This window comes from Arthrobacter sp. PvP023, from assembly GCF_017832975.1.
Taxonomy (GTDB): Bacteria; Actinomycetota; Actinomycetes; order Actinomycetales; family Micrococcaceae; genus Arthrobacter.
Genome location: NZ_JAFIBI010000001.1, coordinates 694,324 through 720,491, shown reverse-complemented (window position 1 = coordinate 720,491; position 26,168 = coordinate 694,324). Strand labels below are relative to the sequence as shown.

Sequence of the window (26,168 nt, the reverse complement as noted above, 5' to 3'; positions counted from 1 at the left end):
CTTCGACCTCCATCCCCGACTGTCATCCGGCGGCAACCCTGTGCAGGCACGCCGCATTCGTGAAGGAATCCCCATGTCATCGCATCAGAACCCAGAAGGATCCACCCGCATCGTGGCGGGCCAAAGCACCAAACCACAAAACTCCGCAGCAAAGCGCAAGCGCGCCCTGGGAATCGGCATCGCCGCCGGGCTCGTCGCCCTGATAGCCGGCGGCGCCGCAGTGGCGTCGAACCTTAGCCGCGGCACTGAAGCACAGCCGGCCGCAGCCGCTGCAGCTGCCGCCGGCACGCCTGCTGCGGAGTTGAAGCTGGGCTACTTCGGCAACGTCACGCACGCCCCGGCACTGGTGGGCGTGAAGCAGGGTTTCATTGCCAGGAGCCTGGGCGATACCAGGCTCAGCACACAGGTGTTCAACGCCGGCCCGGCCGCGATCGAGGCGCTGAACGCCGGCGCGATCGACGCCACGTACATCGGCCCGAACCCGGCCATCAACTCGTTTGTGAAGAGCCAGGGTGAGTCCGTGAGCATCATCGCCGGCGCCGCGGCGGGCGGCGCGCAGCTGGTGGTGAAGCCGGAGATCGGTTCGGCGGCGGATTTGAAGGGCAAGACCCTGTCCACGCCGCAGCTGGGCGGGACCCAGGATGTGGCGCTGCGCGCGTGGCTGGCCGGCCAGGGGTACAAGACGAACACCGACGGCAGCGGTGACGTGGCGATCAACCCGACCGAGAACGCGCAGACGCTGAAGCTGTTCCAGGACGGCAAGCTCGACGGCGCGTGGCTGCCCGAGCCGTGGGCGTCCCGGCTGGTGCTGCAGGCCGGCGCGAAGGTCCTGGTGGACGAGAAGGATTTGTGGGACGGGTCGCTGACGGGCAAGCCGGGCGAGTTCCCCACCACCATCCTGATCGTGAACAAGAAGTTCGCCGCGGACCACCCGGACACCGTCAAGGCCCTGCTGAAGGGCCACGCCGAGTCCGTGGCCTGGCTCAACTCCGCGGCCGCCGCCGAGAAGTCCGGCGTCATCAACGCCGCCCTCAAGGAAGCGTCCGGCGCTGAACTGAAAGCCGACGTCATTGAACGGTCCCTGAAGAACATCGTCTTCACCGTGGATCCGCTGGCCGGAACCTACAAGAAACTGCTCGAGGACGGCGTGAAAGCCGGAACCACCAAGCAGGCGGACATCAACGGCATCTTCGACCTCACCGCACTGAACAGCGTCACCGCCGAAACCGGCGGCAGCAAAGTCTCCGCAGCCGGACTCGGCAAGGACTGAGCCCGGGGCCAACGCCGCAGCGGCTGAGGGGGCGGCGGACGCCGCCCCCTCAGCCGCTTAACCCCCGATGAAGCGGTCCCGCCCGGCCCGGAAACCGAACACTGCGGCGAGCGACCCGACCACGAGGAACAGCACACCCGAGGCGGCGAAGGACCCCGTGGCCTGATGAAGTTGTCCCACCATCAGCGTGCCCGTGGACCCGACGCCGTAGCCCACACCCTGCATCATGCCGGACAGGTGGGCTGCCGTGTGCCCGTCACGGGTGCGCAGCATGATCATGGTCAGCGCCACCGCGGTCAGGCTGCCCTGCCCGAGGCCCAGCAGCCCGGTCCACACCCAGATAAAGTCCAGCGGCCCGAAGATGCTGAGTGCGAACCCGCCGCCGGTCATCAGCGCCACCACCGTGTTGATGGCCCGCTGGTCGCGGAACCGTGCTGCGAGCGCCGGTGCGAAGAGTGAGCCGAGCATCTGCAGGACAATGGAGGCGGAGACGATCAGCCCGGCCGTTCCGCCGTCCACTCCGCGTTCCCGCAGGATGGGGGCCAGCCAGGCGAACACGCTGAAGGACATCATGGCCTGCAGCACCATAAAGATGGTGACCTGCCAGGCCACCGCCGAGCGCCACACGTTCACGCCGTCGGCAACGGCCTGGTGCCGCGGGTGCCGCTGCCGAAGGGCAAGCGGAAGGAACAGGAGAAATACGACCGCGGCGGGCAGCGCCCAGAACCACAGCGCCGCCGTCCAGTCCCCCGAGGCGGAGAACACCGGGTAGGTGAACCCGGCGCCCAGGGCGGCCGAGGCGCAGATTGCAGTGGTGTAAAGGCCGCCCATCAGCCCGAGCCGGTGCGGGAAGTCGCGCTTCACCAGGCCCGGCAGCAGCACGTTGCACAGGGCTATCGCGGCGCCGCAGGCCGCTGTTCCGGCAAGGAGGGCGGGCAGGTGCCCGGCGCCCGGCAGGTCAACAGGGCGGAGCAGCAGCCCGGCAGTGAGCACCGCCATGGCTCCGAGCAGCACCCGCTCGGCACCAAAACGCCGGGCAAGGACCGGCGCCAGTGGCGCGAAGACCCCCAACAGGGTCACGGGCACCGTGGTGAGGACCACCACCGCCCAGCCCGGCAGCCCGGCGTCGGACCGTATTTCCGGCAGCACCGCGGCGAAACTGGAGAACACCGTCCGCAGGTTCAGCCCGATCAGCACCAGGCATCCGCCGAGGTAAACCAGTCCGCGGCGGCTGCTGACGCGGGTGGGCTCTGCGGCGGGGAGCTCGTCGATTTCGGCGTCCACCAGCGTGCCGGGGTTCTGACTCCGGGCGCGCCCGGGAGCGTCGGGTTTCACGGCGGCATTCTTAGCTTCGGTCACCGGCCCATTCTTGCAGGCCTTCGGCAGGCAGAGGCCGCAGCTAGCACGTGCTGACTATCAAGTAACGCTCATCCGTGATCTCCTTGCCCCAGAGCGCCGGGTCCGTGAGCATGGTCAAGGTGGCATTCGTGCGGTGGCCGCGCACCAGTTCCAGACAGCGTTGCGCCGGAATCCCTGCGCCGGTCCCCCACAGCCCTTCCACGAGGATCAAGGTGCCGGGTCCGCGCAGCAACCGGGACCAGCGTGCAAGGGCGGCATCCGGATCAGGGAGTGCCCAGAGGACGTGGCGGGCCAGAACCACGTCAAAAGCCGCAGGTGCCAGAGGCGGAGCTGAAGCGTCGCCCAGAACGAACTCCGCAGGCACCCCGGCGCCAGCGGCCTTGGCCCGGGCGATGTCTACCATCCGCAGTGAAAAGTCCACGCCGCAGACCCTGTGGCCGGCGTTGCCCAGCAGCACAGAAAGACTGCCGGTGCCGCAGCCAAGATCGGCCACCTCGCTGGCGGGGTGCCGGATCAGCGGCAGCAGCAGCGCCTCCCATGCGCTGCGAACGGTTGGGTCAGGGAGCCCGTGGTCCGCTTCGTCGTCGAACGTTTCGGCTTGGCTGTCCCAATAGTTGCGCATGGCATCAGTCATGCGGGACAGTCTCGCATGACTGATGCCGGCTCGAAAGGCAAGGAGGCACCCCCGGCCAGTGGAGTTTTTGTCCACTTGTCGCGGGTTGGAGCGCTCCCAAGGCACGTTATCTGGACAAAAACTCAACTATTCTGGAGGGGATGAGCGAATCCCCAGAAACCCCCGAGCCTTCCGCTGCCCAGTCACCGGACGCAGCCTCTGAATCAGCCCCCGGGCAGTCGCAGGCCTCCCGGCCGGTGACCCCCGGCAGCCAGGCTTCGTTCGGCACCTACGGCGGCCGGCCGGTCAGCTTCGTGCGCCGCGGAACCCGGTTGCAGGGCCGCCGCCAGCAGGCCTGGGAAGAGCACTCGGACCGCTGGGCGGTGGACGTGCCGCGGCACATCGCCAACACCTCGGTGCACCCGGACTACGTGTTCGACGCCGAAGCGGAGTTCGGCCGCACGGCGCCCCTGATCGTGGAGATCGGTTCGGGCCTCGGCGACGCCGTCTGCCACGCCGCGGAGGAGAACCCGGACTGGGACTTCCTGGCCGTGGAGGTCTACACCCCCGGGCTCGCGAACACGATGATCAAGATCAACAGCCGCAAGCTCAGCAACGTGCGCGTCGTGGAAGCCAACGCTCCGGAAGTCCTGGCCACCATGCTCCCGGCAGGCTCCGTCAGCGAGGTGTGGGTCTTCTTCCCCGACCCCTGGCACAAATCACGCCACCATAAGCGCCGGCTCATCCAGCCCGAGTTCGCCGCGCTCGTAGCCACTGCCCTGAAGCCGGGCGGCCTGTTCCGCGTGGCCACCGACTGGTCCAACTACGCGGTGCACGTCCGCGACGTCATGGCCGGGTCGGCCGACTTCGTGAACCTGCACGACGGCGAGCGCCGGGGTCCCGAAAGCCCGCTCACCCAGGTGTGGCAGTCTGGCGTCGAATCCCTGGTGGGCGGCGCGCCCGTCAAGGAGGGCCGTGCCCCGGTAAGCACCGAACACACCGGACCCAACGAAGGCGTGGACGAAACCGGGGGCTGGGCGCCGCGCTTCGAGGGCCGCATCCGGACAAGCTTCGAAAACAAGGCCCACGAAGCAGGCCGCCTCATCTTCGATCTTTGCTACCGGCGGCTATGATGCACCAGGGCCTCCGCACCGCAACGCCCCTCCGCTGATTCCCGCGGGCTGGCGGCCGGTCAGCTCACCTTGATGGCGCCGACCACTTCTTTGAGGAGGCCGATCCGCGGCTCGAGCTGGGGGTCAACATAGGGCCAGATCACCACGACGCCGATGAACCGGTCCTTTTCCCACACCCCCACGGTGGCGGCGGCCTTCGCGTCGCCCCGTTTGTCGTCATAGCCGACGACGACGGCGTAGGCGGCTTTGCCGGGAAGGTTCAGTTCGCCCTCGGTCAGCAGGTTGCCGCCGCGCTCTTCAAGGTAGTGGGCCGACATCAGGTGCGCCCAGCCGTTGGCCTCGGCCGGACCTTCCACGGAGGTGTCATCCTTGATGACGGTGACGAGGACGTCTCCCAGCAGGCCGTACTGTTCGGTGTTGGGGCCGGCGGTGGAGTCGCCCAGGACCAGGGTGTGCTCGGGGAAGTCCGCGGTGAAACCGAGCGGGGATTCGATGTGAACTGTCATGGCTGGTGTTGCTCCTTCAGCGGTAACTCAGTGTTTATGGGGCAGCGGCGGCGTTGATAGGCCAGGCGAAACTAGAGCCGGGAAAGCTTGGTGTCGTTCGGGACCTTCTGGTACGTGCTGACGTTCGTGCTGACCTGGTTTTCCGTGCTGACCTTGACCTCGCCGGCCTTGACGTCGAAACCGGCCTCGTTGGACGCCGTGACCACGCTGTTCACCTGGACCGTGGCCGAGCCCGCCTCGTAGAGCTTTGCTGCGTCCCGGGCGGCAGCGGCGTCGTTCCCGAGCGCCACGTTCTTCATGTAGCTGTCGATCACGGCGCTGTTTTCCGGCGTGTAGTCGATGTCGATCTTGACGGTGCCCTGGGTGCCTGCCGTCACGCTGGACTCGACGCTGCCGGCCTTGACATCCATGCCCTCCTTGACGCCCTGCGCCACGGTGCCCTCCATGGACAGGGACACCGAACTGAGGTTGTTGTCCTTGTCCATGTTCAGCTCCAGGCCGCCCTTGCCCGAAGCCTCGAACGTCCGCCCGTCCAGGTCCAGGTTGCCCTTCGCGGAGACTTCCACGCTGCCCTTGGACGTCCCGTCGCTGAGGTTCTTTTCATAGGCCAGTTCCAGCTTCGCGGAGGCGGCGGCATCGGCCGAATCGGCCCCTGCCTCAAAGCTCAGCGATCCCTTGGCCTTGTCCTCGTGGCCGTTGGAGCCGTTGTCTGAGGCGGCCTCGTTCAGGGTGTCCAGGATGTAGTCCGGCGGGTTGCCGGCCACGTCCTTGATGTCACCCACACTGTCCGGCGGGAGGTCCGCGTACATCTGGTTCCGCGCCGCCATGGCTTCTTCAATGCTGTCGAACGTGTATTCGCGGGCCACCTCGCCGGTCAGGGTGGCACCGGCGGACCCGGAAGCGTCGTTCACGCCCAGGCCCATGTTGCCGTAGACCTTCACGGTGGCCGAGCCATCCGCGTTTTCCACCACTTCGGTGCCCACCTCGGCGCCGCCGTGGACCCACAGGACACGGGCTTCGATGGAGGCCTTGCCCGTCTCCGTGTAGACCGGGATGTCTTCCTTGGCCAGCTCCAGCAGGTGCTGCCGGGCGAGGTCCTGCGCTGATTCCGGGATCCCGCCGTCCATGGCCATCAGGTCCTTGGCCAGGGGACCGTCCGGGCCTTCGCCCTCGATCAGGTACTTCTTGTCCGCGGCCGAGAGGCTGTCCCACCACTTCGCCTGTTCCTCCGGGCTGGCCCCGGCCATCGTGTCCAGCTGGCCCTGGAGGTCGGCGCGGTGTTCGGCCGCCTCGCGGGCAGCCTCGAGCTTCTCCTGCGCCCAGTTCTTCATCTGGTCGAACAGGCCCTTCAGGCCGCCCGGCGCCGCGCTGGTGCCGCCCGTGCCGGCCGCCGAGGACTTTTCCTGCTCCGCGGCGTTCTGGAGCAGGACCTTCGAGTTCTGCCGGAGGCTTGCAACCACCCGTTCGATGCTGGGACGGTGGCTGCCCGTCCACTCCTGCCGGAAACGCTCGCCGTCGCCGCCTTTCCAGGGGGCCGCAAGGATCTGGCTCTGCAGCGAGGACGCCCTGGTGCTGAGCAGTGAAGCAGCTTTGTCTGCGGCCTTGGCCAAGGCGCGAAGCTGACTGACGTCAGCACCGTAAAAAGTCATGATGTCTCCCCAGAGAATGATGCAGTTGCGAGGTGGTGGCTGGTCCATATCGTGCCATGTTGCGCCAGGGGGTGCCATGGGCATCACTCCCCATGGGGCCCCGCCAGCAGCCTGAGTCCGTCCGCCACCACCCTGCCGCGGTGGATCACGGTGCGGTCCGGAAGCCGGTCCATGACCGCCGCGGAGGGCGTTGCGTCGGAGCGTTCGGCGCCCCAGGGACGGCCGTCGCGGATCAGGGTCTTCGCTGGACTGCTGGTGGCCATCGTCCCAGCCTACTGTCGCGCCCGGCACCGGACCGCGAGCTGTTCCGGAGCCGGTTCCCGTGGCACGATTGGCCTTTAACACCGCATGCGGGACAGACCCGCGGCCACGAGAACTGCACGAGGGTCCGGACATCAAAAAAGAACTGAGAGAAGCCGCCGGGACGGCTGAGGAAGTCACCAATTCGCGGCCGCTGGAGCTTATGGCCCGCGCAGGGTTCGCAGTGAGCGGCATCCTGCATTTCCTGGTGGGCGCCATCGCCATCCGCCTGGCCATGGGCGGCCAGGGCAAGGCTGACGTCAGCGGTGCCGTGCAGGAACTCTCCGGCCAGCCGGCCGGTCCCATCCTGCTGTGGAGCAGCTTCGCCGCCTGCGTGGCGCTGGCAATCTGGCAGACCAGCGATGCGATCTTCGACTTCAGCCACCTGCCGAAGCGCGAAAAGATCGGCAAGAAGCTCAAGGCGGCAGGCCAGGCCGTGGTTTTTGCCGCGTTCGCCGTCACGCTGGCCTCGTTCGCCATCGGCGCTGGAAAGGACAACAGCCAGTCCACGAGCGATTTCACCATCGCGCTGATGAGGGCCCCCGGCGGCATAGCGCTGCTGATCGTCATCGGCGCAGCGGTGGCCGTCACGGGAATCGTGTACGGGATCCGCGGCGTCCGGAAGTCGTTCGAAAAGAACCTCAGGATGCCTGCCCCGGGCACCATGCGCACCGGGGTGACCGTCCTGGGCGTGGTGGGTTACGTCGCGAAGGGCTTCGCACTGCTGCTGGTGGGCCTGCTGATCGTCATTGCTACCATCCGGTCGCATCCGGAGGAATCCACCGGGCTCGACGGCGGATTGAAGGCGCTGCGTGACCAGCCGTTCGGGCTGTACCTGCTGGCCGCCGCCGGAATCGGCCTGATCTGCTACGGCGTGTACTCGATAATGCGGGCGAAGCTGGCGAAGATGTGAGCTGCCCGGGGCACCCGCCCGGCTAGGGTGGACGCATGCCCCAGGTACGCGCCGAACGATTCATCCGACTCGACCCTGAGACCGCCTTTGCGTTCTCCCAGACCACAGGCGACTTCCGGCTGAAGTGGGATCCGTTCATTTCGGCTCAGGGCTGGCTGGACGGCGCCCGGGCCGCCGGCAAGGGCGTCCGCACCCGGACGGTCTCGAAGATGGGGCTGGTGATGGTGAGCGAATACGTCTCCTACGCACCGCCCCGGAACGTAGGCATGACCATGGTGTCCGGGCCGTGGTTTTTCGGCAACTTCGGCGGCGGCTGGCGTTTCACCCCGGCCGACGGCGGCACCCGGGCTGTCTGGAAGTACACCTTCACCTGCCGGCCGGCGTGGCTGCGGCCCCTGGCGGAGCGGATCGGCAGCCGGCTGCTGGGCCGTGAGATCGAAAAGCGCATCGAAGCATTCGCCCGGGCGTGCGAGGACCCGCAGCTCGTGGCGGAGTTCCGCGCCCTGCAGCCCTAGCCCAAACCTCCGAGTTCGCGGCTCCGGGTCGGGGGCTGCGTGCCGTCACGCAGCCCTCGGGCCGAACCCCCGATCTCGCTCGGCCGACACCAGCTCAGTCGCCCTCGAGGGCGGCCCTGACACGCGCACCGATACCGCGCAGCCGCTCCACCGGTTCGGTGGCGTAGACCAGCCGCACGTACCGGGGAGCCACGTCCTGGCCCCACGCCGTCATGGGGGTCGCGGCGATCCGGCCCGCCACCAGGAGCCGCCGGGACAACTCCGGCGCCCGCATCCCCAGCGCCTCGGCGTCCAGCAACAGCGACCAGCCGCCTTCAGGCACCACCACGGGCAGCCCGGCCAACTCGTCGGTCACCAGGTCCCGGCGCGACTGCCACTCCCGCACGGCACCGGTGATCCCGTCGTCGCTGTTGGTCAGTGCGGCGAGGACCCCGGCCTGGTTGAAGCCGCTGGCCACGGCAGTGTTGTAGATCGCGGCGAGGGCCACGTCTCCCATCACCTCCGGGGGCCCGGCCACCCAGCCGACACGCCAGCCGATCATGCGGTAGTTCTTGGAGACTCCGCCCATGGTGATGGTGTGCGGGGCCAGCTCCGGGAACGACGCCGGATGACGGTACGGCAGGCCGTCGAACAGGATCCGGTCCATGGCGGCGTCATACAGCAGCCAGCAGTCCGCGTGCAGGCACGCATCACGCACGGCACCCCATTCGGCGTCGTTGAGCACGTGGCCGGTGGGCATGGCAGGGCTCATCAGCAGGATGGCCCGGGTGCGCGCGGAAACCGCCGCGGCAAGCCTCGCCGGATCCAGGCGCCAGCGCCCGCCGGAGACCATCAGCGGAACAAACACCGGGATGGCCCCTGCAAGCCGGACCCTGTTGATCATGCCCGCATAGGTGGGATCCGTGAGGATCACTTCGTCGCCGTGGTCCACGGTTGCCAGGAGTACGCTCAGCATTCCGGCGAGCGCGCCGCCGGTGATCACCACCTCGGAACGGGGATCGTAAGAGAGCCCGGTCTGCTGCCTGAGCCGGTGCGCCACGGCCTGGCGGAGGGCCAGCGTGCCGGTGAAGGGCAGCCAGCTGTTGGCGGCCTTGTTTCCCACAGCGTCGCGGGTGGCGATGATGGCCGACGGCGGCGGCGCGATGTCCGTGTCCAGGTTCTCCATCCGGAGCACGTCGGGATCACCACCGACGGCGGCTGCCACCTTGTCGATGCCAAAGGGCTGAATCCGGGCAAAACGCCCGGTCCTGCCGCGGACCATGTGCCCAGCGTCCCACCGGGTGCAGAGCGCGTCAATGGGCTCCGGACGAGCCGTCCACCATGGAAATGACAGCCACTGTCTTCTGGCCCTCGTTGCGCAGTTCCACGCTGCTGATCCGGCTGATTTGGGTGGGTGTTGCCCCGGTGATCCTGGACCGGCCCCCGGGCGTCGCGGACCAGCTGCAGGCACGGTCTTCGGTGCCGTCCTGGCTCCTGACCCACAGGGACAGGGTGCCCTGGGTGGGCAGGCTGGTCCCGGAAAACGAGACCTCCGTCCCCCACGCCTTCTTCACCAGGGCAAGCTGGACCTGGAGGCCGCCCGGGGCCTCCACTGAATAGCTGGCATCCGGCCGGGGAGGCTGGTTGAGCAGCGGAGCGGCCAACACCCCCGCCGCCAGGCACGCGGCGGCCACCGCCCCGACGAAAGCCGCCCACCGCCGTCGTGATTTCCGCCGCTGTGCTGCCAGTTCGTCCAGCAGCGCGGCGGGCTCCCCTGCGGAAGCTACTGCCCCCAACGCAGTGGCTTCCGGGGCTGCCTCCGCGGGCGTCGGCCCGGCCAAGGCGACGGCGTCGGCAACGGGGAGGGCGTCCAGAAGGGCCGGGAGGCTGGCGAGTTCGTCCAACTCCCGCCGGCAATCCGCGCACCCGGCCAGATGCTGGTCGAACCGCGACACGTCAGCATGCTCCAGACCGCCCAGCAAGTAGGCTCCCAGCAGTTGGTGCACGTCCGCACTGCTCACCGCTGCACCCCCATTTCGTCCAGGATGGTCCGCAGCGCCCGCACCGCATAGAACGCACGGGACTTCACCGTACCGGCGGGAATGCTCAGCTCCACGGCCGTTTCCGCGACAGTGCAGCGGCGGTAGTGCAGTGCCACCAGGACGTCCCGGTGTTCGGCGCTCAGCCGCAGCAGGGCTTCCTCCATCAGTACGCGGTTGAGCAGTTCGTCAACGCGTTCAGTGGCTTCCGCGGGGTCTGCCACGTCCCGTTCGGCCGCTTCGAGGGGACGGCGCTGGGCCTTGCGGTAGTTATCGATCATGATGTTCCGGGCGGTGCGGAAGAGGTAGCTCCGCAGGCTGCCGGTAATCTCCGGGGCCTGCTGCCAGACCCGGAGCACGGTTTCCTGGACCACGTCCTCAGCCAGTTGCGGATCCCTGCAGGCGCTCAGCACAAAGCGCCGCAGCGCCGGGCCGTGCTCCCGGTAGATCGCTGCCACCACGTCTTCATCGAGCGGCATCCCCGCCCCTCCCGCTGTGCTGACGGTGCCCTGCATTGTGTGTGCTGCCTCGTGCTGCCGCGGCCGGCCGGACGCCCGCCGTTCCCCAGTTATGACGCCGTCCGGCCCGAAATGGTTCACCGCCGCCCGGGGCATGTGGGCATCTTTCAGAACGATTCTGCTTGTGAACCATTCTGTTCCCTGGCACGTCGTACCGGATAGCGCCGGCCCGCACTGATTCCGCACCTATTGGCCGGCACGAATCCAAGGAGCCGGACATGAAGAAGCATTGGGGAACAGGCTTGTACGTTGTGGCGCTGGCCGCGGCCCTCACCGCCTGCGGCGGCGGAACCGGGACCTCGGCGCCAACCACTGCGCAGGGTACGACGGCGGCTTCCGCCCCCGCAGAAACCTCGTCAGCCCCCGTCCCCGCCGGAGCGGCTGAACTGAAGACGGCGTCATCGGCGGCGGGCCGGATCGTGGTGGATGCGAAAGGGATGAGCGTCTATTTCTTCACCAAGGACGTGAAGGATTCAGGCACCAGCGCGTGCACCGGAGCCTGCATCGCCGCGTGGCCGCCGGTCCTCACGGAATCGGACGCGCCGGCCGTTGACGGCGTTACGGGGACGGTGGCAACCATCGCGACGCCGGAGGGAAAGAAGCAGGTGACGATCAACGGCCTGCCGGTGTACTACTACGTCAAGGACAAAACCGCTGGTGACATCACCGGTCAGGGCGTGAACGGAGTCTGGTACCTGGCGGGCCCTTCAGGCGACATGCTGAAGCCCGCTGCCGGCGGCTACTAGCCAACGGGTTAACGCAGAGTCTGGTTTCAGCACAGTGCCCGGCCGGGGACGGGCTAGCGGACCGGGGAGGGAGCCGGCAACTCCGGGACGGGCAGCTCCACCGGCGATGTGGGAACAAGGTCGGACGGGTCGGGGCTCACGGGGGCGGTTGGAAGCGGCTTGCCCGAGGGCAGCTGTCCAAGTCCCGGAACGTTGGCCGGGTCGCGGGGATCCGGTTTCCCCGGCAGGGTGTGTCCGGGCGTGGGGACGGTGCCCGGCGAGGGGGCGGCGGGTTCCCCGGCGCTGCCCTGCCCGGGCTGCCCGCCGGAGACTGATCCGCCGTCCCCCGGCGAAGGCACCGGCGAGGCGGGCGCGGGTGCGCCAGGCGCCGTTCCACCGGTACCCGGCACGGGCTGGCCGGGCGTGCTTCCCCCGCCTCCCGGCGTCATGGTCCCCACGAAGAAGGTGACGGCATGTCCGACGTTACCCAGGGTGTGGCGGAAGTTTTCATCGGAGGCTGCCGCAGCGGCGCCCCCGGCGGCCAGGGCAGCGGCGACGGAAAGCGCCGTAAGCGGCAGCCGGCGTTTGCGCCGTCGTCGGGCGGCCAGCTCGTCCAGGGCCGGCCCGGCGGGTGCGGGCTCGGCGGAGGTGGCAGGCAGTGCCATGGCGAGCGTGCCAACGTCGGAAGGTTCAGCAGGAACAGCGGGAAGCGCTGTCAGCGTTGCGGCCGGCGCCATCAGCGCTTCCACCGCGGCGGACGGCCGCGGGCTGTCGGCGGCCAGTGCACGCAGTTCCAGCAGGACGGGGCGCAGTTCGCCAGCGTTTTCCATGCCGGCGTCGGCCAGCAGTTCGTCGATGATCCGCTGGTTCCGGGATGAGGAGTTGTCACTCATGATGTGCCTGGCTTCCTATTGAGGCGCGTTCCCTAAGGGCGATGAGCGCCCGTCGATGCAACTGTTTGACGGCCCCGGGGGTCCTGTCCATGATCTCGGCGGCCTGTTCCACGGACAGGTCCGCCACCACCCTCAGGGCGAGGACTTCCTGGTGGTCCGGGCTGAGTCCTTCAAGAAGGGCTCCGGCGCCACCGGCGTCCACTTTCGCGAGCGCCAGTTCCTCGGCTGAAGCCGAGCTGCGGCCGTCGAGTTCGGACTCGTAGGGGCTGAGGGACGGAGTGCGCTCGTTGCGGCGGTAATAATCCACCATCCGCGCATGCGCAATGGAGAAAATGAGCGACTTGGCGCCCTGGAGTCCGCCGCTCAGTCCGTCAAGCTTCGGATAGAAGGCAAGGAACACATCCTGGGTGACCGCCTCGGGATCATCCACTCCGCGAGCCCGGAGGTAACCAAGCACTGCGCCGGAGAACTTTCGGTAGACAAGGGTGAACAACACGGCGGGGTCGGTCCCGTCCGTGTGCACGTATTCATCTGCCAAAGTGTCCAGCACCCTAAGGCTCCTCCATCCCGCTCAATGCGGTCACATCTGTCCGAGGTTCGGAAGGCTGCGAACCCGGGCCGGTTGCACCGCGGGACTTCCGCCACAGCGAGAAGTCCCGCGGTCCACCATAGGCGGCTGTGTTACGGACGGCCAGCTGAGGTGGGCAGCTCAGGGAGCTGGGTGGGGACCTCGGCGGGGATTTCCGGGGTGGCCGGAACTGCTGCCTCGGTGGGCAGCTCAGGGGCTTCCGGCACCTCCGGAGCCTGAACGTCTGCTTCGGCCTCGCCGGAGCCGGCTCCTTCAACCTTGCTGCCCTCGGACTCGGCAGCTGCCTTGCCTGCGGCGGTTACGTCCGCGCAGTAGCTTTCGACGTTGGCTTCGCCCTCAGCGGCGATGGCCAGCGACTTGAAACCGGTGGAGGATGCGTCCAGGCCGCCCTTGGTGAAGGCGGTGCACAGGCCGTAGGCGGCGGGGCCGGTGGCGTCCGGGCCGACGGCGGTTGCCGAGGCTTCAGCGCTGGCGTCCTCATCGGAGCCGGTTGCTGCAGCATCAGCCGAAGCGGAAGCGGACGGCGTGGCGGAAGCGGAAGCTTCGGCGGTGGCGCCGGCCGTGGCGGTCCCTGAGACGCCGCCGACGTGCGGGGCGGGGGCGCCGAGCAGTTCGTGGGCGCTCTGCTGAACGTCAGTAGGAAGGGCTCCGGCAAAGGCTGCTGCGCCGGTGCCACCGACCGCCAGCGTACCGGCCGCCAATGCGCTCGCGGCAACCTTACTAGTGGCAAAAACAGTGAACAAGGACATGAAACCCTCCGAAAACATATACAACAGTGTCAGTAACGGCCAGGTTGGATCCGGCCACTCAAGCTGTGCGGACGCGGTCCGCACTCCCCTTACATCGCTGCATGTTCCGGAAAAGTTACGCGGTGCCGAAAATTCTTTTGCGGGCCCCGGGCGGGCAAGGGGTACCGGAGCGGCATCAGGATCAAAAGACGGGCAAGCCGACCGATCCTAGGAACGCCGCGAAGACCCGGCAGACCCCGGCTGCGGCAAGCTCAAACGCAGGTGCTGTCCTGCCCGGCGCTGTGAAATGATCAAGCATGCGTCCCATGCAGCACTCCAGCAAACTCCAGAACGTCCGCTACGAACTCCGCGGGCCCATCCTCCAGGCGGCGAAGGAGATGGAAGCCGAAGGGCACCGGATCCTGAAGATGAACCTGGGCGACACCGCGCCGTTCGGACTGGAGACCCCCGAGTCCGTGGTGGTGGACATGATCCACCACCTGCGCGGGGCGCAGGGCTACAGCGATTCCAAGGGAATCTTCTCCGCGCGCACGGCCATCTCGCAGTACTACCAGACCCGCGGCCTGATGCAGATCGGCGTCGAGGACATCTTCATCGGCAACGGCGTCAGCGAGCTCATTTCCATGTGCCTCCAGGCCTTCATGGAAGACGGCGACGAAATCCTCATTCCGGCCCCCGACTACCCGCTGTGGACGGCGGCCGTCACGCTGACCGGCGGAAAGCCCGTGCACTACCTGTGCGACGAGGACGAGCACTGGTGGCCGGACATGGCCGACGTCGAAGCAAAGATCACCAAGCGCACCAAGGCAATCGTGATCATCAACCCGAACAACCCCACAGGAGCCGTGTACCCGCGTCACGTCCTGGAACAGTTTGCCGCGTTGGCGCGCAAACACCATCTGGTGCTGTTCTCGGACGAGATCTACGAGAAGATCCTGTACGAGGATGCGCAGCACATCCATACGGCCTCGGTGGCCGAGGACATCTGCGTCCTGACGTTCAGCGGCCTCTCCAAGGCCTACCGGATGCCGGGGTACCGCGCAGGCTGGGTGGCCGTCACGGGCCCGCTTGCCGCAACGCTGGCCTACCGGGAAGGCCTGGAGCTGCTGGCTTCCCTGCGCCTGTGCCCCAATGTCCCCGCCCAGCACGCGATCCAGACGTGCCTTGGCGGCTATCAGAGCATCGAGGCCCTGGTCCGGCCGGGCGGCCGCCTCCGCGAGCAGCGGGACCGCGCCCATAAGCTGCTCACCGCCATTCCGGGCGTCACGTGCGTCCCCGCGGCGGCGGCCATGTACCTGTTTCCGCGCCTTGACCCGGAGCTCTACCCGTTCAAGAGCGACGAACAGTTCGTCCTGGACCTCCTGCGTGAACAGAAGATCCTGGTCTCGCACGGCACGGCGTTCAACTGGCCCCGGCCGGACCACTTCCGCTTTGTCATCCTTCCGTCCGTGGAAGACATTGAGGAAGCAGTGCGCCGGATCGCCGCGTTCCTCGCCTCGTACCGGACCGGCGTGGCGGACGACGCGTAGCGTGCCCGGGACTCGGCAGCCCGGAACGCGGCGGGCAGAATCAGGCCCGGGTCAGGACGTGGCCGCCATCGGTGTATAGCTGAAGGACTTGAGCGTCAGCGTCCCGTCCTTGGTCAGCGCCTTCAGTCCCTTGGGTGCGCCGGCGGGAAAGACGAGTGACGTGAGGGTTCTCTCGCCGTCATTGACGAACACTTCCACGGAGCTGTGGTCCACAAAGATTTCCAGCCGGACCCGGCCCTCGCGGGGTGCGGATTCCGCCCGCCGGAGCACGCCATAATCGGGCGCGAGGCCTGCCGTTTCTTTGGCTGCCCCGTCCCGCGTGACGAAGGCGGTTCCCGATTCGAAGTCATAGCCCACCGTGGCAAAGACCCCGTTTTCGGCCAGCAGCTCCACCTTGGCCTCGGAGCCGTCGTCGCCTGCCGCGCGTTCGAGCGTGAGGTCTAGCCGGTACGCTCCGCGGTCAGGAGCGGGAAGCCCTGCTGCACCGTCCGGAGTCAGTTTCCGGTCTTCCACGGTGGCGGTGTCTCCTTCCAGCGACTTCAGCGCACCTGTGGGGCTGGAGACGAGCGTGGGCTTGCCGGAGACCGTCTTCAGCCGGATATCCCTGACCAAAGTGTCGGCGCCGCCGTGCCAGTCGTCGGTGGGTAGTTTGCGTGCATAGGCCCAGTTGTTCAGCCACGCGATGGCGTGGCGCGACCCCATGCGCTGGCTTTCCGTCAGCCGTGGATCGTCCCAGGTCACGGCGGCGTAGAAGTCGGAGCCGTCATCCAGCCACTGGTGCTTCTGGTCCGATGGCTCGAACCGGGTCCCGTCCCACGTCCCGGTCCAGTAGGCGACGCCGGTGGACTTCCCTTCCTCGGCCCCGTTGGCGCTGGCAGCAAGGACCCAGGTCCGTTTGGCGGGATCGCCGTCGACGTCGAGCTGGAAGAATTCGGGGCATTCAAGAATTCCCAGGCCCTTGCGTTCAAAGGCCGACAGGTAGCGCCATTCCTTCAGGTTGGCGGAGGCGTACAGGCCGATCTTTTCGCCCTCCGCCAAGGCCATCACCCACTGGTTGTTCGCGTCGTCACGGATGATCTTCGGGTCGCGCCAGTGCTGCTCCCCCGGGTTGTCCATCACCGGGTTCCCGTCGTAGGGCTTGAATGTGTAGCCCTTGTCAGTGGAGTAGAACAGCGACTGCCGCTGGATGCCGTCGTCCTGCTGGGTCATGACGGCGATGACAGCGCCTTTGCCGAACCCTGCGGAGTTCTCGTAATCCACCACGGCGCTGCCCGTTTCGATGTCCCCCAGGCCGTTCTTGTACTTTTCAATGGCCACCCCCTCGTCTTTCCAGTGCACCAGGTCGGTGCTGGTGAGGTGGTACCACTCAGTGCCGTTCTCCTCCGGGTAGCCGGCATTGTAGAGGTAGTAGTAGTGCCAGAGGCCGTCCAGCCAGAACGGCCGCTGCGGATCGTTCATCCAGTTTTCGCGGGGGGTGATGTGGTAACCGGGGCGGTAGGCGGAGGCTCCGTCCGGCCGCGCGAACGCGGACTCCGCCGGCGCAGGAACCTCGGGCCCGGCGCCCAGGTCGCTCAGCATGGCCTCCACTGCAGCGGCTGTGACGCAGTCCGGGCGGGGGATGTCCGCGGAACCTGCCCGTACCGCCTGGTCCTGACTGCTGGAACGTACCAGGACGTCCTGCCCCGCCCGGGCGGCGGCCACCCATCCGTCGGCGCATTCAATGGCGCGGAGGTCGGAAACGCCGTCGGTCCGGAGCGGGTGCGCGAGGCTTTCCAGGCTGCGGTCGCCCCCGGTCAGCCAGAACGAGCCATAGCGGCCGGCGTCTTTTTTGGCCTCCGCCTGGGCCGCAGCGACGTCTGCCAGCGCGTCCGCGGCGGGGCTGCCCGGGCCCGGCTGCTGCCCCGCACCCACCACGATGGCCACCGCCGCCAGGACGAGCGCCAAGGCAGCGGCCACCGCGGCCCATAGGGCCCGGGGCGTGAGTTTGCTGGGGAGAAACCTGAGCGACATGTCCACCGATCATCGTGATGCACAAACGCCGCCGCCGGTATAAGCCGGCGCCGGCGTTTGTGCATGTTGGTCTGATTTCGCTCAATTTTACAGGGGCCGCGCTTCCGCGTTACCGCCGCGGTCCCGGCAGGGCGGTGCCGGGACGCTAGGCGTCGGCCTCTTCGAACTCCACGGCGGCCACGATCTCCTTGGTCGATGGGCTGATCATGTAGGCCTCCTCGTCATCCTCCACCATGATGAAGTCGCCCTGGTCCGTGGTGAAGTGCCAGGCGAGGACGGTTTCGCCGTTGTGCTCGTAGTTGGGATCGCCCATGGTGATTTTCTGCAGCTCATGGCCCGCGACGTCGCAGAGTTCGCGGATGATCAGCTCGAACTCCGGCGCATTCTCCAAGGCTTCTTCCGCCGCTTCTGCCTGGCGTTCCGCAAGGTTGGGGATCCGGGCCACGCGTTCGGCGATGTGCAGTTCCAACTGCTCCCCGTCAAGCAGCAGCAGGCCTTCCTGGCCGCGGAGCCAGGCGGCGTTGAGCGCGAGGATGTCCTCGGTCTCCAGCAGCGACTCGAATTCGTCGTCGAGCTCTTCGAGTTCCCGGACCGCCTCCGGGGCGGGGGTCCCGCCGTCGTCATCGGCGCTGCTGAAGGCTTCCGTGTCCCCATCCAAGTACGCGTCAGCGTCGTCCTCGGAGAGCGCGTCGAAGGCCGCGGCGGTGCGGTTGAACAGGGCCAGGTGGGCGGTGGCGCCCATACCTTCCAGTCCTTCGCGGACGTAGGCGTCGATCTCGTCGCGCTCCGGCACCGTGAAGACGTACTGGGCAAAGCCGCCGGCCAGCGCCTGGGTGAGGTAGAAGTCGACGTAGTAGCTGCGGAGCGCGTTCGGCGCGATTTCCGGAGCGTCGAGGAGCTCCGCATACATGGCGTTGACCACGGTCACGTTCGAGTCCACAACGTCTTCGTTGGCCGCCTCGGCGCTTTCGGGTGCCAGGACGACGGGGTGCTTGCTGGCGGGCTGACCGGTGCTCATGGAAGATCCTCACTGCTGAAAGCGGGTGGTGCTCAGGACCCTTTCACGCTACGTGGCGCACCGGTCCGGAGGTTGAGGATGAGCTGAACGTTGGGCGAAGTTTCAGGGCCTCTTCCGGCTCGGTAAGATGGATCAGATAACCTGCAGATTTTTGACCTGCTGAAAGTAGCGCGCACCATGCCATCCCAACCGGACGAGAGTGCGGCACTGGCAATACAGACCCCCGCGATCAACGACCGCTCCCTCGCGGCCGGGCTCGCCTACGCCATGGGCAGCCGGGTCTCGGGGATCTCCTTTGATGCCGCCACCGGCCTGATGCTCGGCAAGGTCCGAGGCGGCTCGGACGCGCCCTACTCGACCACCGCGAAGCTGGTCCGCAAGGCGGGCGGCTGGAGCTGCACCGTCGGGGTGTGCAGCTGCCCGGTCCGGAAGGACTGCAAGCATGTGGCCGCGCTGCTGTTTGCGGCCGAGGACAGCCCCGCCATCCGCGTCCAGCTCCTGGCCCCGGCCGAGTCCACCCGGCTGTCCCGTGAACCCCTGGCGCAGGACATGCCGGACTGGGAGCAGGCCCTTGGCCCGCTGATTGCCCGGCCCGGGATCACCCCGTCCACCAACGGCATCCCGCTGGCGCTCCAGTTCGACATCGAAGAGCCGGCCCCGCACTTTTCCTACACCGGCCGCCGTGATCCGCTCCGCAGCGTGCGCCAGCTGAAAGCGCGCCCGGTGATCATGGGGGCCAAGGGCAAGTGGATCCGCGGCGACGTCTCCTGGAACACCCTGAGCTACCTCAACTACCGGCGTGAATGCAACGAGGCCCATGTGGAGTGGATGCAGGAATTCCTTGCCTCCCACACCGCCCTTGCCAACCGGCAGCACAACTCCACCGCGCCCTGGCTGGGGCTGAACACCTATGCCGGGAAGAACCTGTGGAGCCTGCTGGCCCAGGCCCGGAAGATCGGCGTCGCGCTGGTCCATGCCGGCAGCCAGGAGCCGGTGCGGTTCGTGGAGGAGCCTGCTGCGGTGGGGCTTAACCTGACCCGCTTCGACACGTCCGGCGGGGAAACCGGCGGTGGTGCCGCCGCCGAGCCGTCCGCCGTCGAGCCTTCCGCCGTCGTCAACGGGAAGACGTCCGACGACGGCGGGCTGACACTGGCGCCCACCATCACCGTTGAGGGGGAAGTGGTTGATCCGGCGTCCGTGGGCACGATCGGCCGTCCGGCCCACGGGATTTTCCTGACGTCCGGAGCTGACGCCCTTCCCGGCACGGGCAACGGATCGATCATCACCCTGGCTCCGCTGGAAAGCGGGCTGAGCGAAGAACTCCTGACATTCGTCACGGCCGGCAGCACGCTGCACATTCCGGCGCGGGACGAGACCCGGTTCCTCACCGGCTTCTACCCCAAGCTCAAGCAGGCCGCCCGCGTGACAGCCTCGGACCAGTCCGTGGAACTGCCCACACTGGCTGTTCCCACCTTGTCGCTCCTGGCCAACTACGGCGCCGACCACAAAGTCCGCCTGCACTGGGAATGGCACTACGCGTCAGGGAACCTGGTCACGGCACAGCCTCTGTGGCGGCATCCGGGCGACCACGGCTACCGTGACGACCCCACTGAGGCCCGCATCCTCGAGGCGGTGGGCCAGCCCTGGGAGGTTGTTCCCAAGCTGGGGGAATCCGCCACCGGAGGCTGGGGCACCCCGCGGCTTGCTGCTTCTGCCGAGCTGAGCGGGTTGGACACGCTTGCCTTTACCGAGGAAGTGCTACCCCGGCTCCGCAACACCCCGGACGTAGTGGTGGACACTTCAGGTGAGATCGCCGACTACCGGGAGGCCGAAGAAGCCCCCGTGGTGGCCATCTCCACCAAGGCCACGGACCAGCGCGACTGGTTCGATCTCGGCATCCAGATCTCCCTCGAAGGCCAGCCCGTTTCCTTCGCAGCAGTGTTCTCCGCCCTCGCCGCCGGCCAGACGAAGATGCTCCTGCCCAGCGGCGCCTACTTCTCGCTGGACCTTCCGGAACTCCACCAACTGCGGGCCCTGATAGAGGAGGCCCGGTCCCTTCAGGACAACAAGGACGCGCCGCTGCAGATCAGCCGGTTCCAGGCCGGGCTCTGGGACGAACTCGCACACCTTGGCGTTGTGGACGAGCAGGCCGCGGCCTGGCGCGAGGCTGTAGGCGGACTGCTGGAAGGCGGCATCAAGGGGCTTCCCCTGCCGCCAACCCTGAATGCCGAGCTTCGCCCGTACCAGCTGGAGGGTTTCAACTGGCTGAGTTTCCTCTACCGGCACGGGCTGGGCGGGGTGCTGGCCGATGACATGGGCCTGGGCAAGACCGTCCAGGCCCTCGCGCTGGTCTGCGCGGCGAAGGAAACTGCCGCGGCTGAGAGCGCGGCGTCTGAGGGGAAAGCGGCCGACGGCGCCGCGCCCTTTCTCGTCGTGGCCCCCACCAGCGTGGTGGGCAACTGGGAGGCCGAAACCGCACGGTTCGCTCCCGGGCTTACCGTCCGCGCCATCGGCGAGACGTTCGCGAAGAACGGCGTGGACCCGGCCGAGGCCATGGCCGGTGCAGACATCGTGATTACGTCCTACGCCCTGTTCCGGATCGACTACGAAGCGTATGCGTCGCGGGAATGGGCCGCCCTGGTGCTGGACGAGGCGCAGTTCGTGAAGAACCACCAGTCCAAGGCCTACCAGTGCGCACGCAAGCTGCCGGCTGCGTTCAAGCTCGCCATCACCGGCACCCCGCTGGAAAACAACCTGATGGAATTCTGGGCGCTCACCTCGATCGTGGCGCCCGGCCTGTTCGCGAGCCCCAGCCGGTTCGCCGAGTACTACCAGAAGCCGGTGGAAAAGAACGGCGACAAGGGGCAGCTGGACAAGCTCCGCCGTCGTGTCCGTCCGCTCATGATGCGCCGCACCAAGGAACAGGTCATCCACGACCTGCCGCCCAAGCAGGAGCAGATCCTGGAGGTGGTGCTGAACCCGCGGCACCAGAAGGTGTACCAGACCCACCTGCAGCGGGAGCGCCAGAAGATCCTTGGCCTTATTGAGGACGTCAACAAGAACCGCTTCACCATTTTCCAGTCGCTCACCCTGCTCCGTCAGCTCAGCCTGGACGCATCGCTGGTGGACCCGTCCCTGTCCGGCGTCCGGTCCAGCAAGCTGGACGTGCTCTTCGAGCAGCTCGAGGACCTGGTGGCCGAAGGGCACCGCGCCCTGATTTTCAGCCAGTTCACCGGCTTCCTGGGCAAGGTCCGTGAACGGCTCGTCGAGGAGAAGATCGAATTCTGCTACCTCGACGGCGGCACCCGCAACCGCTCCGACGTGGTGAACGAGTTCAAGAACGGCTCCGCCCCCGTGTTCCTGATCAGCCTGAAGGCCGGCGGCTTCGGCCTGAACCTGACCGAGGCGGACTACGTCTTCCTGCTGGACCCCTGGTGGAACCCGGCATCCGAGGCGCAGGCCGTGGACCGCACCCACCGGATCGGCCAGGCCCGCAACGTGATGGTCTACCGGCTGGTTGCCAAGGACACCATCGAGGAAAAGGTCATGGCGCTGAAGGCCAAGAAGTCGCAGCTGTTCGCGGACGTCATGGAAGGCGACGCGCTCTCCGGCGGTTCCCTGACGGCCGAAGACCTGGCCGGCCTGTTCAACGACTGACGGTTGACCGGCTCCCCGGTTCGGGAACTGTCGCGGGGGCCGCCTTTCCGGTGCGGTCGCTCAGCCCATGGCCGGGGCCAGGGACCTTCCCGCGGACAGCTGCTTCCGGGCCCAGCGGGCGAGTTTCTTGCCCTTGCCCTTCCACCAGTTGTCCTCGTCCTTGTCGTGGTGCAGGCGGAAGATGATCATCACCATCACGAAGACGCCCATGGCAACGTCCATCCATGACCAGAACACGGCGTCAACCAGGACGCTGATGCCCATCACAAGGACCGACGGGAGTGCCAGCGTCCGGAAGACGGTGCTGGCGACGTAGCGCCGATGGGACCTGGGCACGGATAGAGCACGGACCATGTCAAAACAGAGGCAAGCAACCACCATTGCCTGCCCCAGGGACAGGATGACCAAACCGGCCATCGACCCGGCGAACATGGCAACGGATTCCATCCCCGCGCTCACCGGACGCCGCCCTGCATGGCAAGGCGCGGACAAAACACCATGGGAACGCACAAAACACACATGAGAAAAACCCCCAGAGACCAGAGACCAAGCTGTGAGACCAAGCTGTGGTCCATTCAAGCCGCTGCGGCGGCGGTCCGTCACCAGTAGTGTGTACTCTATTCTGCCGGCCCGGGTCGCCGCAGGCGTCCCAAGTACCGCAAACCCGGGTACTCAGTCCGGCCTCGCCGGATGCCGTTAGCCGGGGTGATCCTCGTCAGAGCGTGATCTTGCGGCCTATGACTTCTGCGGCCGTATCGTAAATGGTCTGGTTGTGGGCACGCGCATAATCGCGCAGCATCGAAAAAGCCCGGTTCATGTCCACGTTGGCGGTGTGCGAGATGACGCCCTTCGCCTGTTCAATCTGGATGCGGCTGTTCAGCGCGCGCTGCAGCTGTTCATTGATGATGGCGCTTTCCCTCGCGGCACGTTCCTGCAGGAGGGTGATGGTGGCGACGTCGGCAAACGCCTGCGCAATGGCTGCGTCGTCCGCGCTGAGGGGGCCGGTCTCACGGCCGAAGAGGTTCATGGCACCGATGGTCCGGCTGCGCAGGCGCATCGGGACGGCGTGCAGGGACCGGAAGCCCTGGGCCAGGGCGGACTCCTGGAACAGCGGCCAGCGGGATCCGTCCGCCGCAATGTCGTCAACGGCCACAACAGCGCCGGTGCGGTAGCAGTCCACGCACGGACCCGCGCCGGACTCCAGCTGGAGCACCTCCACCAGCTGGCTCTCCTCGCTCGTGGAAGCCATCACCTGCAGATCTCCGGCCGGGTCCACCAGCACCAGCCCGGCAGCGGCGGCGTCGAGTATTCCCACGGATTCCTCCACCAGGGTGTGCAGGAGGTCGAAAACGTCGTAATCCGCCACCAGGGTGTCCGCTATTTTGACGAACGCGGCACTCACGCGCCCGGCGCGGCTCATCATCGCCATGAAGGGATTCTACTGCACGTCAAGGTTCGCCGTTCACCCGTCATTCGGGGTGAAGTCAAGGGTTTTGGCGACGACGTCGCGGGCCACGTCGCGGACCGTGCGGCCCTGCGCGAACGCGTGCGCCCGCAGCATCACCAGCGCGTCTGTGGCGGAGGCCCCGGTCTGGGCGAGGATCATTCCCGTGGCCTGGTGCACTTCGCGCCGGGAGAGCGGCGAGCCGTCAGGCGGCGCGTCTGTCCCGTCTCCCGGGGTCAGGGTGAGGAGCTGACGGAGCAGCTGCCACGTCGCGGCATCGGCCAGCCGCAATGCCGTCGAGTGGTCTGCCGGACTCAGCGGGCCGGCATCGGAGCTGTACAGTTCCACCACGCCGATGTCTATGGCACCAAGCACCAGGGGGAACACAAAGAGCGCTGAAACATCAAGGTCCCGCAGGGCTTCGGCAAAGACGGGCCAGTCCGGGTGGGAACCCGAGCGCACGTAGGGAAGGAGGACCGGCATCCGGGTTCCCAGCGCCTCCCAGCGCGGGCCCTCGCCCAGGTCGAACTGGAGCTCGTCAATCCTCGCCGACACCGTGTTGCTGGCACAGACCATCGTTTCCGGAGCCAGACAGGAAAAGACGGAAATCGATGCTCCGGAGACTGGCAGCGATTCCAGGAACCCGGTGCAGAGGCCCCCGTCCAGCCCTTCGGTCATCGAGCAGGAGCCTTCAACCATGGCTGGACCACGTCGCGCCAGCCGCTTCCGGGCCACGGAAGGACGTCGCTTGAACCATAGGACCGGCACCTTCCATGCATTAACTGCTGTTCCTACAGTTTATGCCTGCCCCTGGCCAGTCCGGTGGCCCCCGGCCCTGTTCACCCCTTGCCAGGCCGGATATACTTAAGTGTTGCCCCGGACCCCGGTAGCGCCCATTGTCGGCGAACTACCCAGGAGGAGTCCATCCGATGCGCGGCCGTCAATTCCTAGAAGTATCGCTCACTAATACGGCATCCCCGGACCATGGCGAGTTGTTGAGGGCTGCCATGTCCGCCAGCAACTGGCGCCGGCCCGATTTGAGCCTGAACCGAAGTTCCTCCGAGGCAAGGCAAACCACGATGCCGTACGATTCCGAAAGCTGGCGTGACGAGCTATTGACGGAGATCGAGGACCTCGTGGGGCAGCTGAAGGCAAAAGTGGCGCGCTACTCGCTCCTGCGTTCCGACCCGTCCCTCCAGGACCCGTTGCATCCGGACAACCGGGCCGCCACGGACTGGATGCACGGGGCCCTCGAGGATATCGCCGCGACGGCGCTCGGCATCGAACTGGCGACGCAGGAGCGGATATTTCGCGCGATCTCTGACGTTGACCGGGACGCCACCATCGAATCGAACCAAGAACCGAAGACAGGAACCGCAGGATGATCAGCACTATCGAGGCCGGCCGGACCTTTTTTGTCGAAGCAACTGACCCGCACCTCCTTGATGCGGAGTTGAACGCGGCGGTGGAGCAGGCACGGCAGCACGCCATGGAAGAGGGCACATCCGGCATCCTGGTGACACGGCTGGGCCACACCACGTTCACGGTAGCCGTCAGCGCGGACGTTCCCTTCGGTCAGACGCACGAGCGCCAGGGCCCGTCTGTGAGCGCGGGCAGCGCCCGGGGCGACGCCGTCAGTTCAAGCTAGCTCACCCCCTGCCTGTTTCGGTCAGATCAGCATCGCGTCACCCACTTGCGCGGCGGATTCCGCTCCGCCGCTGCCCCGGGAACTGACGCGTCCGGCCGCGAGCACGTACTAGCTGTCCGCGGCGTTCAAGGCAAAGCCGATGTGCGAAATGTGCCGCCGTCATCTTGTTGTTGACTGACGGCGGCACAAATCCTTCAGGGGACCCGGCTCCTACTTCTTCAGGAAGGCCAGGAGTGCCTCGTTGATTTCCTTTGCGTGGGTCCAGCACATCCCGTGCGGCGCCCCCTCGATCTCCACGTAGTCTGCGTTGGGCAGTGCATCCTTGAACCGGCGGCCGGCCACGTCAATGGGCAGGATGTTGTCCGCGGTTCCATGGACGATGAGCGAAGGGACATCGATCTTCGGGATATCGGCGCGGAAGTCGGTCAGCCAGGTGGGCTGGGCGGCCACGGAGGCGTGCGCGGAGGACTTGCTGGCAGTGGCCCAGTTGGCACGCAGCGCTTCTTCGCTGAGGCGGCTGCCCAGGGTGTCGTCGGTGTTGAAGAAGTTCTTGAAAAACTCCGTGAAGAACGCGTAGCGGTCTTCCTTCACTGCACTCAGCAGGCCGTCGAACACGTCCTGGGGAACGCCGTCGGGGTTGTCTTCCGTCTTCAGCAGGAACGGCTCGAGGGAGCCGAGGAACACGGCCTTGGAAACCCGGTCCGAGCCGTAGGTGCTGAGGTAGCGGGCCACCTCGCCGGTGCCCATCGAGAAGCCCACCAGCACGGCATCGGCCAGATCGAGCTCGGTGAGCAGGGTGTTAAGGTCGGCGGCAAAGGTGTCGTAGTCGTAGCCCTCGGTGGGCTGGCTGGACTTGCCGAAGCCGCGGCGGTCATAGGTGATGACCCGGTAGCCAGCCTCGAGCAGCGCGCTGGTCTGCCGTTCCCACGATGCGCCGTCCAGCGGGTAACCGTGGATGAGGACCACCGGCTGTCCCTGCCCGTGGTCCTCGTAGTAGAGCTCAACGGTGGTGCTGTTTTCTTTTCCAACAGAGACAAAGGCCATGAGGCGTTCCTTCCGGGACAGTGAAGACTGGCAGTGAACAGGCGTAACCATCCACTCTGTTCCGGCAT

The 26,168-nt window shown here is 67.0% G+C and carries 26 protein-coding genes; 9 read left to right on the top strand and 17 right to left on the bottom strand.

Annotated features, from left to right (window positions below):
• Nucleotides 1-73: 73 nt before the first annotated feature.
• Nucleotides 74-1,270 (top strand): ABC transporter substrate-binding protein, encoded by a 1,197-nt coding sequence (locus JOE31_RS03390; protein ID WP_209742135.1) that lies wholly within the window; start codon nucleotides 74-76, stop codon nucleotides 1,268-1,270.
• Between the two features lie 57 nt (nucleotides 1,271-1,327).
• Here the strand turns inward: JOE31_RS03390 and JOE31_RS03385 are convergent, their stop codons facing one another.
• Both JOE31_RS03385 and JOE31_RS03380 read right to left on the bottom strand, forming a co-directional pair.
• Nucleotides 1,328-2,629 (bottom strand): MFS transporter, encoded by a 1,302-nt coding sequence (locus tag JOE31_RS03385; protein WP_374100800.1) that lies wholly within the window; start codon nucleotides 2,627-2,629, stop codon nucleotides 1,328-1,330.
• 40 nt (nucleotides 2,630-2,669) lie between these two features.
• Nucleotides 2,670-3,263 carry a class I SAM-dependent methyltransferase gene (locus tag JOE31_RS03380; protein WP_209742134.1) on the bottom strand — a complete coding sequence of 198 codons (594 nt, stop codon included), beginning with the start codon at nucleotides 3,261-3,263 and terminating at the stop codon, nucleotides 2,670-2,672.
• Nucleotides 3,264-3,403: 140 nt separating this feature from the next.
• Between JOE31_RS03380 and trmB the strand changes: the two genes are divergently transcribed.
• The gene (trmB, locus tag JOE31_RS03375; RefSeq protein ID WP_245198950.1) at nucleotides 3,404-4,375 is read left to right on the top strand and encodes a tRNA (guanosine(46)-N7)-methyltransferase TrmB; all 972 of its coding nucleotides are present in this window, start codon (nucleotides 3,404-3,406) and stop codon (nucleotides 4,373-4,375) included.
• 59 nt (nucleotides 4,376-4,434) lie between these two features.
• Here trmB and JOE31_RS03370 read toward each other — a convergent pair whose 3' ends face one another.
• The 3 genes from JOE31_RS03370 to JOE31_RS03360 form a co-directional block, all read right to left on the bottom strand.
• Nucleotides 4,435-4,881, bottom strand: a complete 447-nt coding sequence (locus JOE31_RS03370) for a hypothetical protein (RefSeq protein WP_209742133.1) — start codon at nucleotides 4,879-4,881, stop codon at nucleotides 4,435-4,437.
• 71 nt (nucleotides 4,882-4,952) lie between these two features.
• Complete coding sequence (locus JOE31_RS03365) at nucleotides 4,953-6,530, bottom strand: hypothetical protein (RefSeq protein ID WP_209742132.1); 1,578 nt, start codon at nucleotides 6,528-6,530, stop codon at nucleotides 4,953-4,955.
• A gap of 83 nt (nucleotides 6,531-6,613) precedes the next feature.
• On the bottom strand, nucleotides 6,614-6,793 hold the full coding sequence (locus tag JOE31_RS03360) for a hypothetical protein (RefSeq protein ID WP_209748698.1): 180 nt from the start codon (nucleotides 6,791-6,793) through the stop codon (nucleotides 6,614-6,616).
• Between the two features lie 59 nt (nucleotides 6,794-6,852).
• Here JOE31_RS03360 and JOE31_RS03355 point away from each other — a divergent pair, with 59 nt between their 5' ends.
• Nucleotides 6,853-7,743, top strand: coding sequence for a DUF1206 domain-containing protein (locus tag JOE31_RS03355; RefSeq protein ID WP_374100799.1), 891 nt, complete (start codon nucleotides 6,853-6,855; stop codon nucleotides 7,741-7,743).
• A 35-nt stretch (nucleotides 7,744-7,778) separates the two neighbouring features.
• Nucleotides 7,779-8,258, top strand: coding sequence for an SRPBCC family protein (locus JOE31_RS03350; protein WP_209742131.1), 480 nt, complete (start codon nucleotides 7,779-7,781; stop codon nucleotides 8,256-8,258).
• A gap of 94 nt (nucleotides 8,259-8,352) precedes the next feature.
• Here JOE31_RS03350 and JOE31_RS03345 read toward each other — a convergent pair whose 3' ends face one another.
• From JOE31_RS03345 to JOE31_RS03335, 3 genes are read right to left on the bottom strand one after another with little or no spacing between them, the layout of a single operon-like run.
• Nucleotides 8,353-9,519, bottom strand: a complete 1,167-nt coding sequence (locus tag JOE31_RS03345) for a pyridoxal phosphate-dependent aminotransferase (RefSeq protein ID WP_209742130.1) — start codon at nucleotides 9,517-9,519, stop codon at nucleotides 8,353-8,355.
• 31 nt (nucleotides 9,520-9,550) lie between these two features.
• Entirely contained in the window at nucleotides 9,551-10,258 is a 708-nt protein-coding gene (locus JOE31_RS03340; RefSeq protein ID WP_209742129.1) for a zf-HC2 domain-containing protein, read from the bottom strand.
• A complete protein-coding gene (locus JOE31_RS03335; RefSeq protein WP_209742128.1) occupies nucleotides 10,255-10,755 on the bottom strand; it encodes a sigma-70 family RNA polymerase sigma factor in 501 nt (166 codons plus the stop codon). Before JOE31_RS03335 ends, JOE31_RS03340 begins: the two co-directional genes overlap by 4 nt.
• A 257-nt stretch (nucleotides 10,756-11,012) precedes the next feature.
• Here JOE31_RS03335 and JOE31_RS03330 point away from each other — a divergent pair, with 257 nt between their 5' ends.
• Nucleotides 11,013-11,540: a hypothetical protein gene (locus tag JOE31_RS03330; RefSeq protein ID WP_209742127.1), complete on the top strand. Its 528-nt coding sequence runs from the start codon at nucleotides 11,013-11,015 to the stop codon at nucleotides 11,538-11,540.
• A gap of 53 nt (nucleotides 11,541-11,593) precedes the next feature.
• Here JOE31_RS03330 and JOE31_RS03325 read toward each other — a convergent pair whose 3' ends face one another.
• The 3 genes from JOE31_RS03325 to JOE31_RS03315 form a co-directional block, all read right to left on the bottom strand.
• Nucleotides 11,594-12,412 (bottom strand): hypothetical protein, encoded by an 819-nt coding sequence (locus JOE31_RS03325; protein ID WP_209742126.1) that lies wholly within the window; start codon nucleotides 12,410-12,412, stop codon nucleotides 11,594-11,596.
• A complete protein-coding gene (locus tag JOE31_RS03320; RefSeq protein WP_209742125.1) occupies nucleotides 12,405-12,962 on the bottom strand; it encodes an RNA polymerase sigma factor in 558 nt (185 codons plus the stop codon). Before JOE31_RS03320 ends, JOE31_RS03325 begins: the two co-directional genes overlap by 8 nt.
• A 131-nt stretch (nucleotides 12,963-13,093) precedes the next feature.
• Nucleotides 13,094-13,750: a protein tyrosine phosphatase gene (locus tag JOE31_RS03315; RefSeq protein WP_209742124.1), complete on the bottom strand. Its 657-nt coding sequence runs from the start codon at nucleotides 13,748-13,750 to the stop codon at nucleotides 13,094-13,096.
• A 296-nt stretch (nucleotides 13,751-14,046) separates the two neighbouring features.
• Between JOE31_RS03315 and JOE31_RS03310 the strand changes: the two genes are divergently transcribed.
• Entirely contained in the window at nucleotides 14,047-15,279 is a 1,233-nt protein-coding gene (locus JOE31_RS03310; RefSeq protein ID WP_209742123.1) for a pyridoxal phosphate-dependent aminotransferase, read from the top strand.
• A 51-nt stretch (nucleotides 15,280-15,330) separates the two neighbouring features.
• Here JOE31_RS03310 and JOE31_RS03305 read toward each other — a convergent pair whose 3' ends face one another.
• A complete protein-coding gene (locus JOE31_RS03305) occupies nucleotides 15,331-17,289 on the bottom strand; it encodes a glycoside hydrolase family 32 protein (RefSeq protein ID WP_209742122.1) in 1,959 nt (652 codons plus the stop codon).
• A 145-nt stretch (nucleotides 17,290-17,434) separates the two neighbouring features.
• Entirely contained in the window at nucleotides 17,435-18,307 is an 873-nt protein-coding gene (locus JOE31_RS03300) for a hypothetical protein (protein WP_209742121.1), read from the bottom strand.
• Nucleotides 18,308-18,484: 177 nt separating this feature from the next.
• Between JOE31_RS03300 and JOE31_RS03295 the strand changes: the two genes are divergently transcribed.
• Nucleotides 18,485-21,964 (top strand): DEAD/DEAH box helicase, encoded by a 3,480-nt coding sequence (locus tag JOE31_RS03295; RefSeq protein ID WP_209742120.1) that lies wholly within the window; start codon nucleotides 18,485-18,487, stop codon nucleotides 21,962-21,964.
• 60 nt (nucleotides 21,965-22,024) lie between these two features.
• Here JOE31_RS03295 and JOE31_RS03290 read toward each other — a convergent pair whose 3' ends face one another.
• The 3 genes from JOE31_RS03290 to JOE31_RS03280 form a co-directional block, all read right to left on the bottom strand.
• On the bottom strand, nucleotides 22,025-22,411 hold the full coding sequence (locus JOE31_RS03290) for a hypothetical protein (RefSeq protein ID WP_209742119.1): 387 nt from the start codon (nucleotides 22,409-22,411) through the stop codon (nucleotides 22,025-22,027).
• 268 nt (nucleotides 22,412-22,679) lie between these two features.
• Nucleotides 22,680-23,393 (bottom strand): GAF and ANTAR domain-containing protein, encoded by a 714-nt coding sequence (locus tag JOE31_RS03285; protein WP_209742118.1) that lies wholly within the window; start codon nucleotides 23,391-23,393, stop codon nucleotides 22,680-22,682.
• 33 nt (nucleotides 23,394-23,426) lie between these two features.
• Nucleotides 23,427-24,086, bottom strand: a complete 660-nt coding sequence (locus tag JOE31_RS03280; RefSeq protein WP_245198939.1) for a GAF and ANTAR domain-containing protein — start codon at nucleotides 24,084-24,086, stop codon at nucleotides 23,427-23,429.
• Between the two features lie 401 nt (nucleotides 24,087-24,487).
• On the opposite strand from JOE31_RS03280, the gene JOE31_RS03275 reads away from it, so the two are divergent.
• Both JOE31_RS03275 and JOE31_RS03270 read left to right on the top strand, forming a co-directional pair.
• On the top strand, nucleotides 24,488-24,793 hold the full coding sequence (locus tag JOE31_RS03275) for a hypothetical protein (protein WP_209742116.1): 306 nt from the start codon (nucleotides 24,488-24,490) through the stop codon (nucleotides 24,791-24,793).
• On the top strand, nucleotides 24,790-25,056 hold the full coding sequence (locus tag JOE31_RS03270; RefSeq protein WP_209742115.1) for a hypothetical protein: 267 nt from the start codon (nucleotides 24,790-24,792) through the stop codon (nucleotides 25,054-25,056). Before JOE31_RS03275 ends, JOE31_RS03270 begins: the two co-directional genes overlap by 4 nt.
• Nucleotides 25,057-25,266: 210 nt before the next feature.
• Here JOE31_RS03270 and JOE31_RS03265 read toward each other — a convergent pair whose 3' ends face one another.
• Nucleotides 25,267-26,100 (bottom strand): alpha/beta fold hydrolase, encoded by an 834-nt coding sequence (locus JOE31_RS03265; protein WP_209742114.1) that lies wholly within the window; start codon nucleotides 26,098-26,100, stop codon nucleotides 25,267-25,269.
• Nucleotides 26,101-26,168 lie beyond the last annotated feature (68 nt).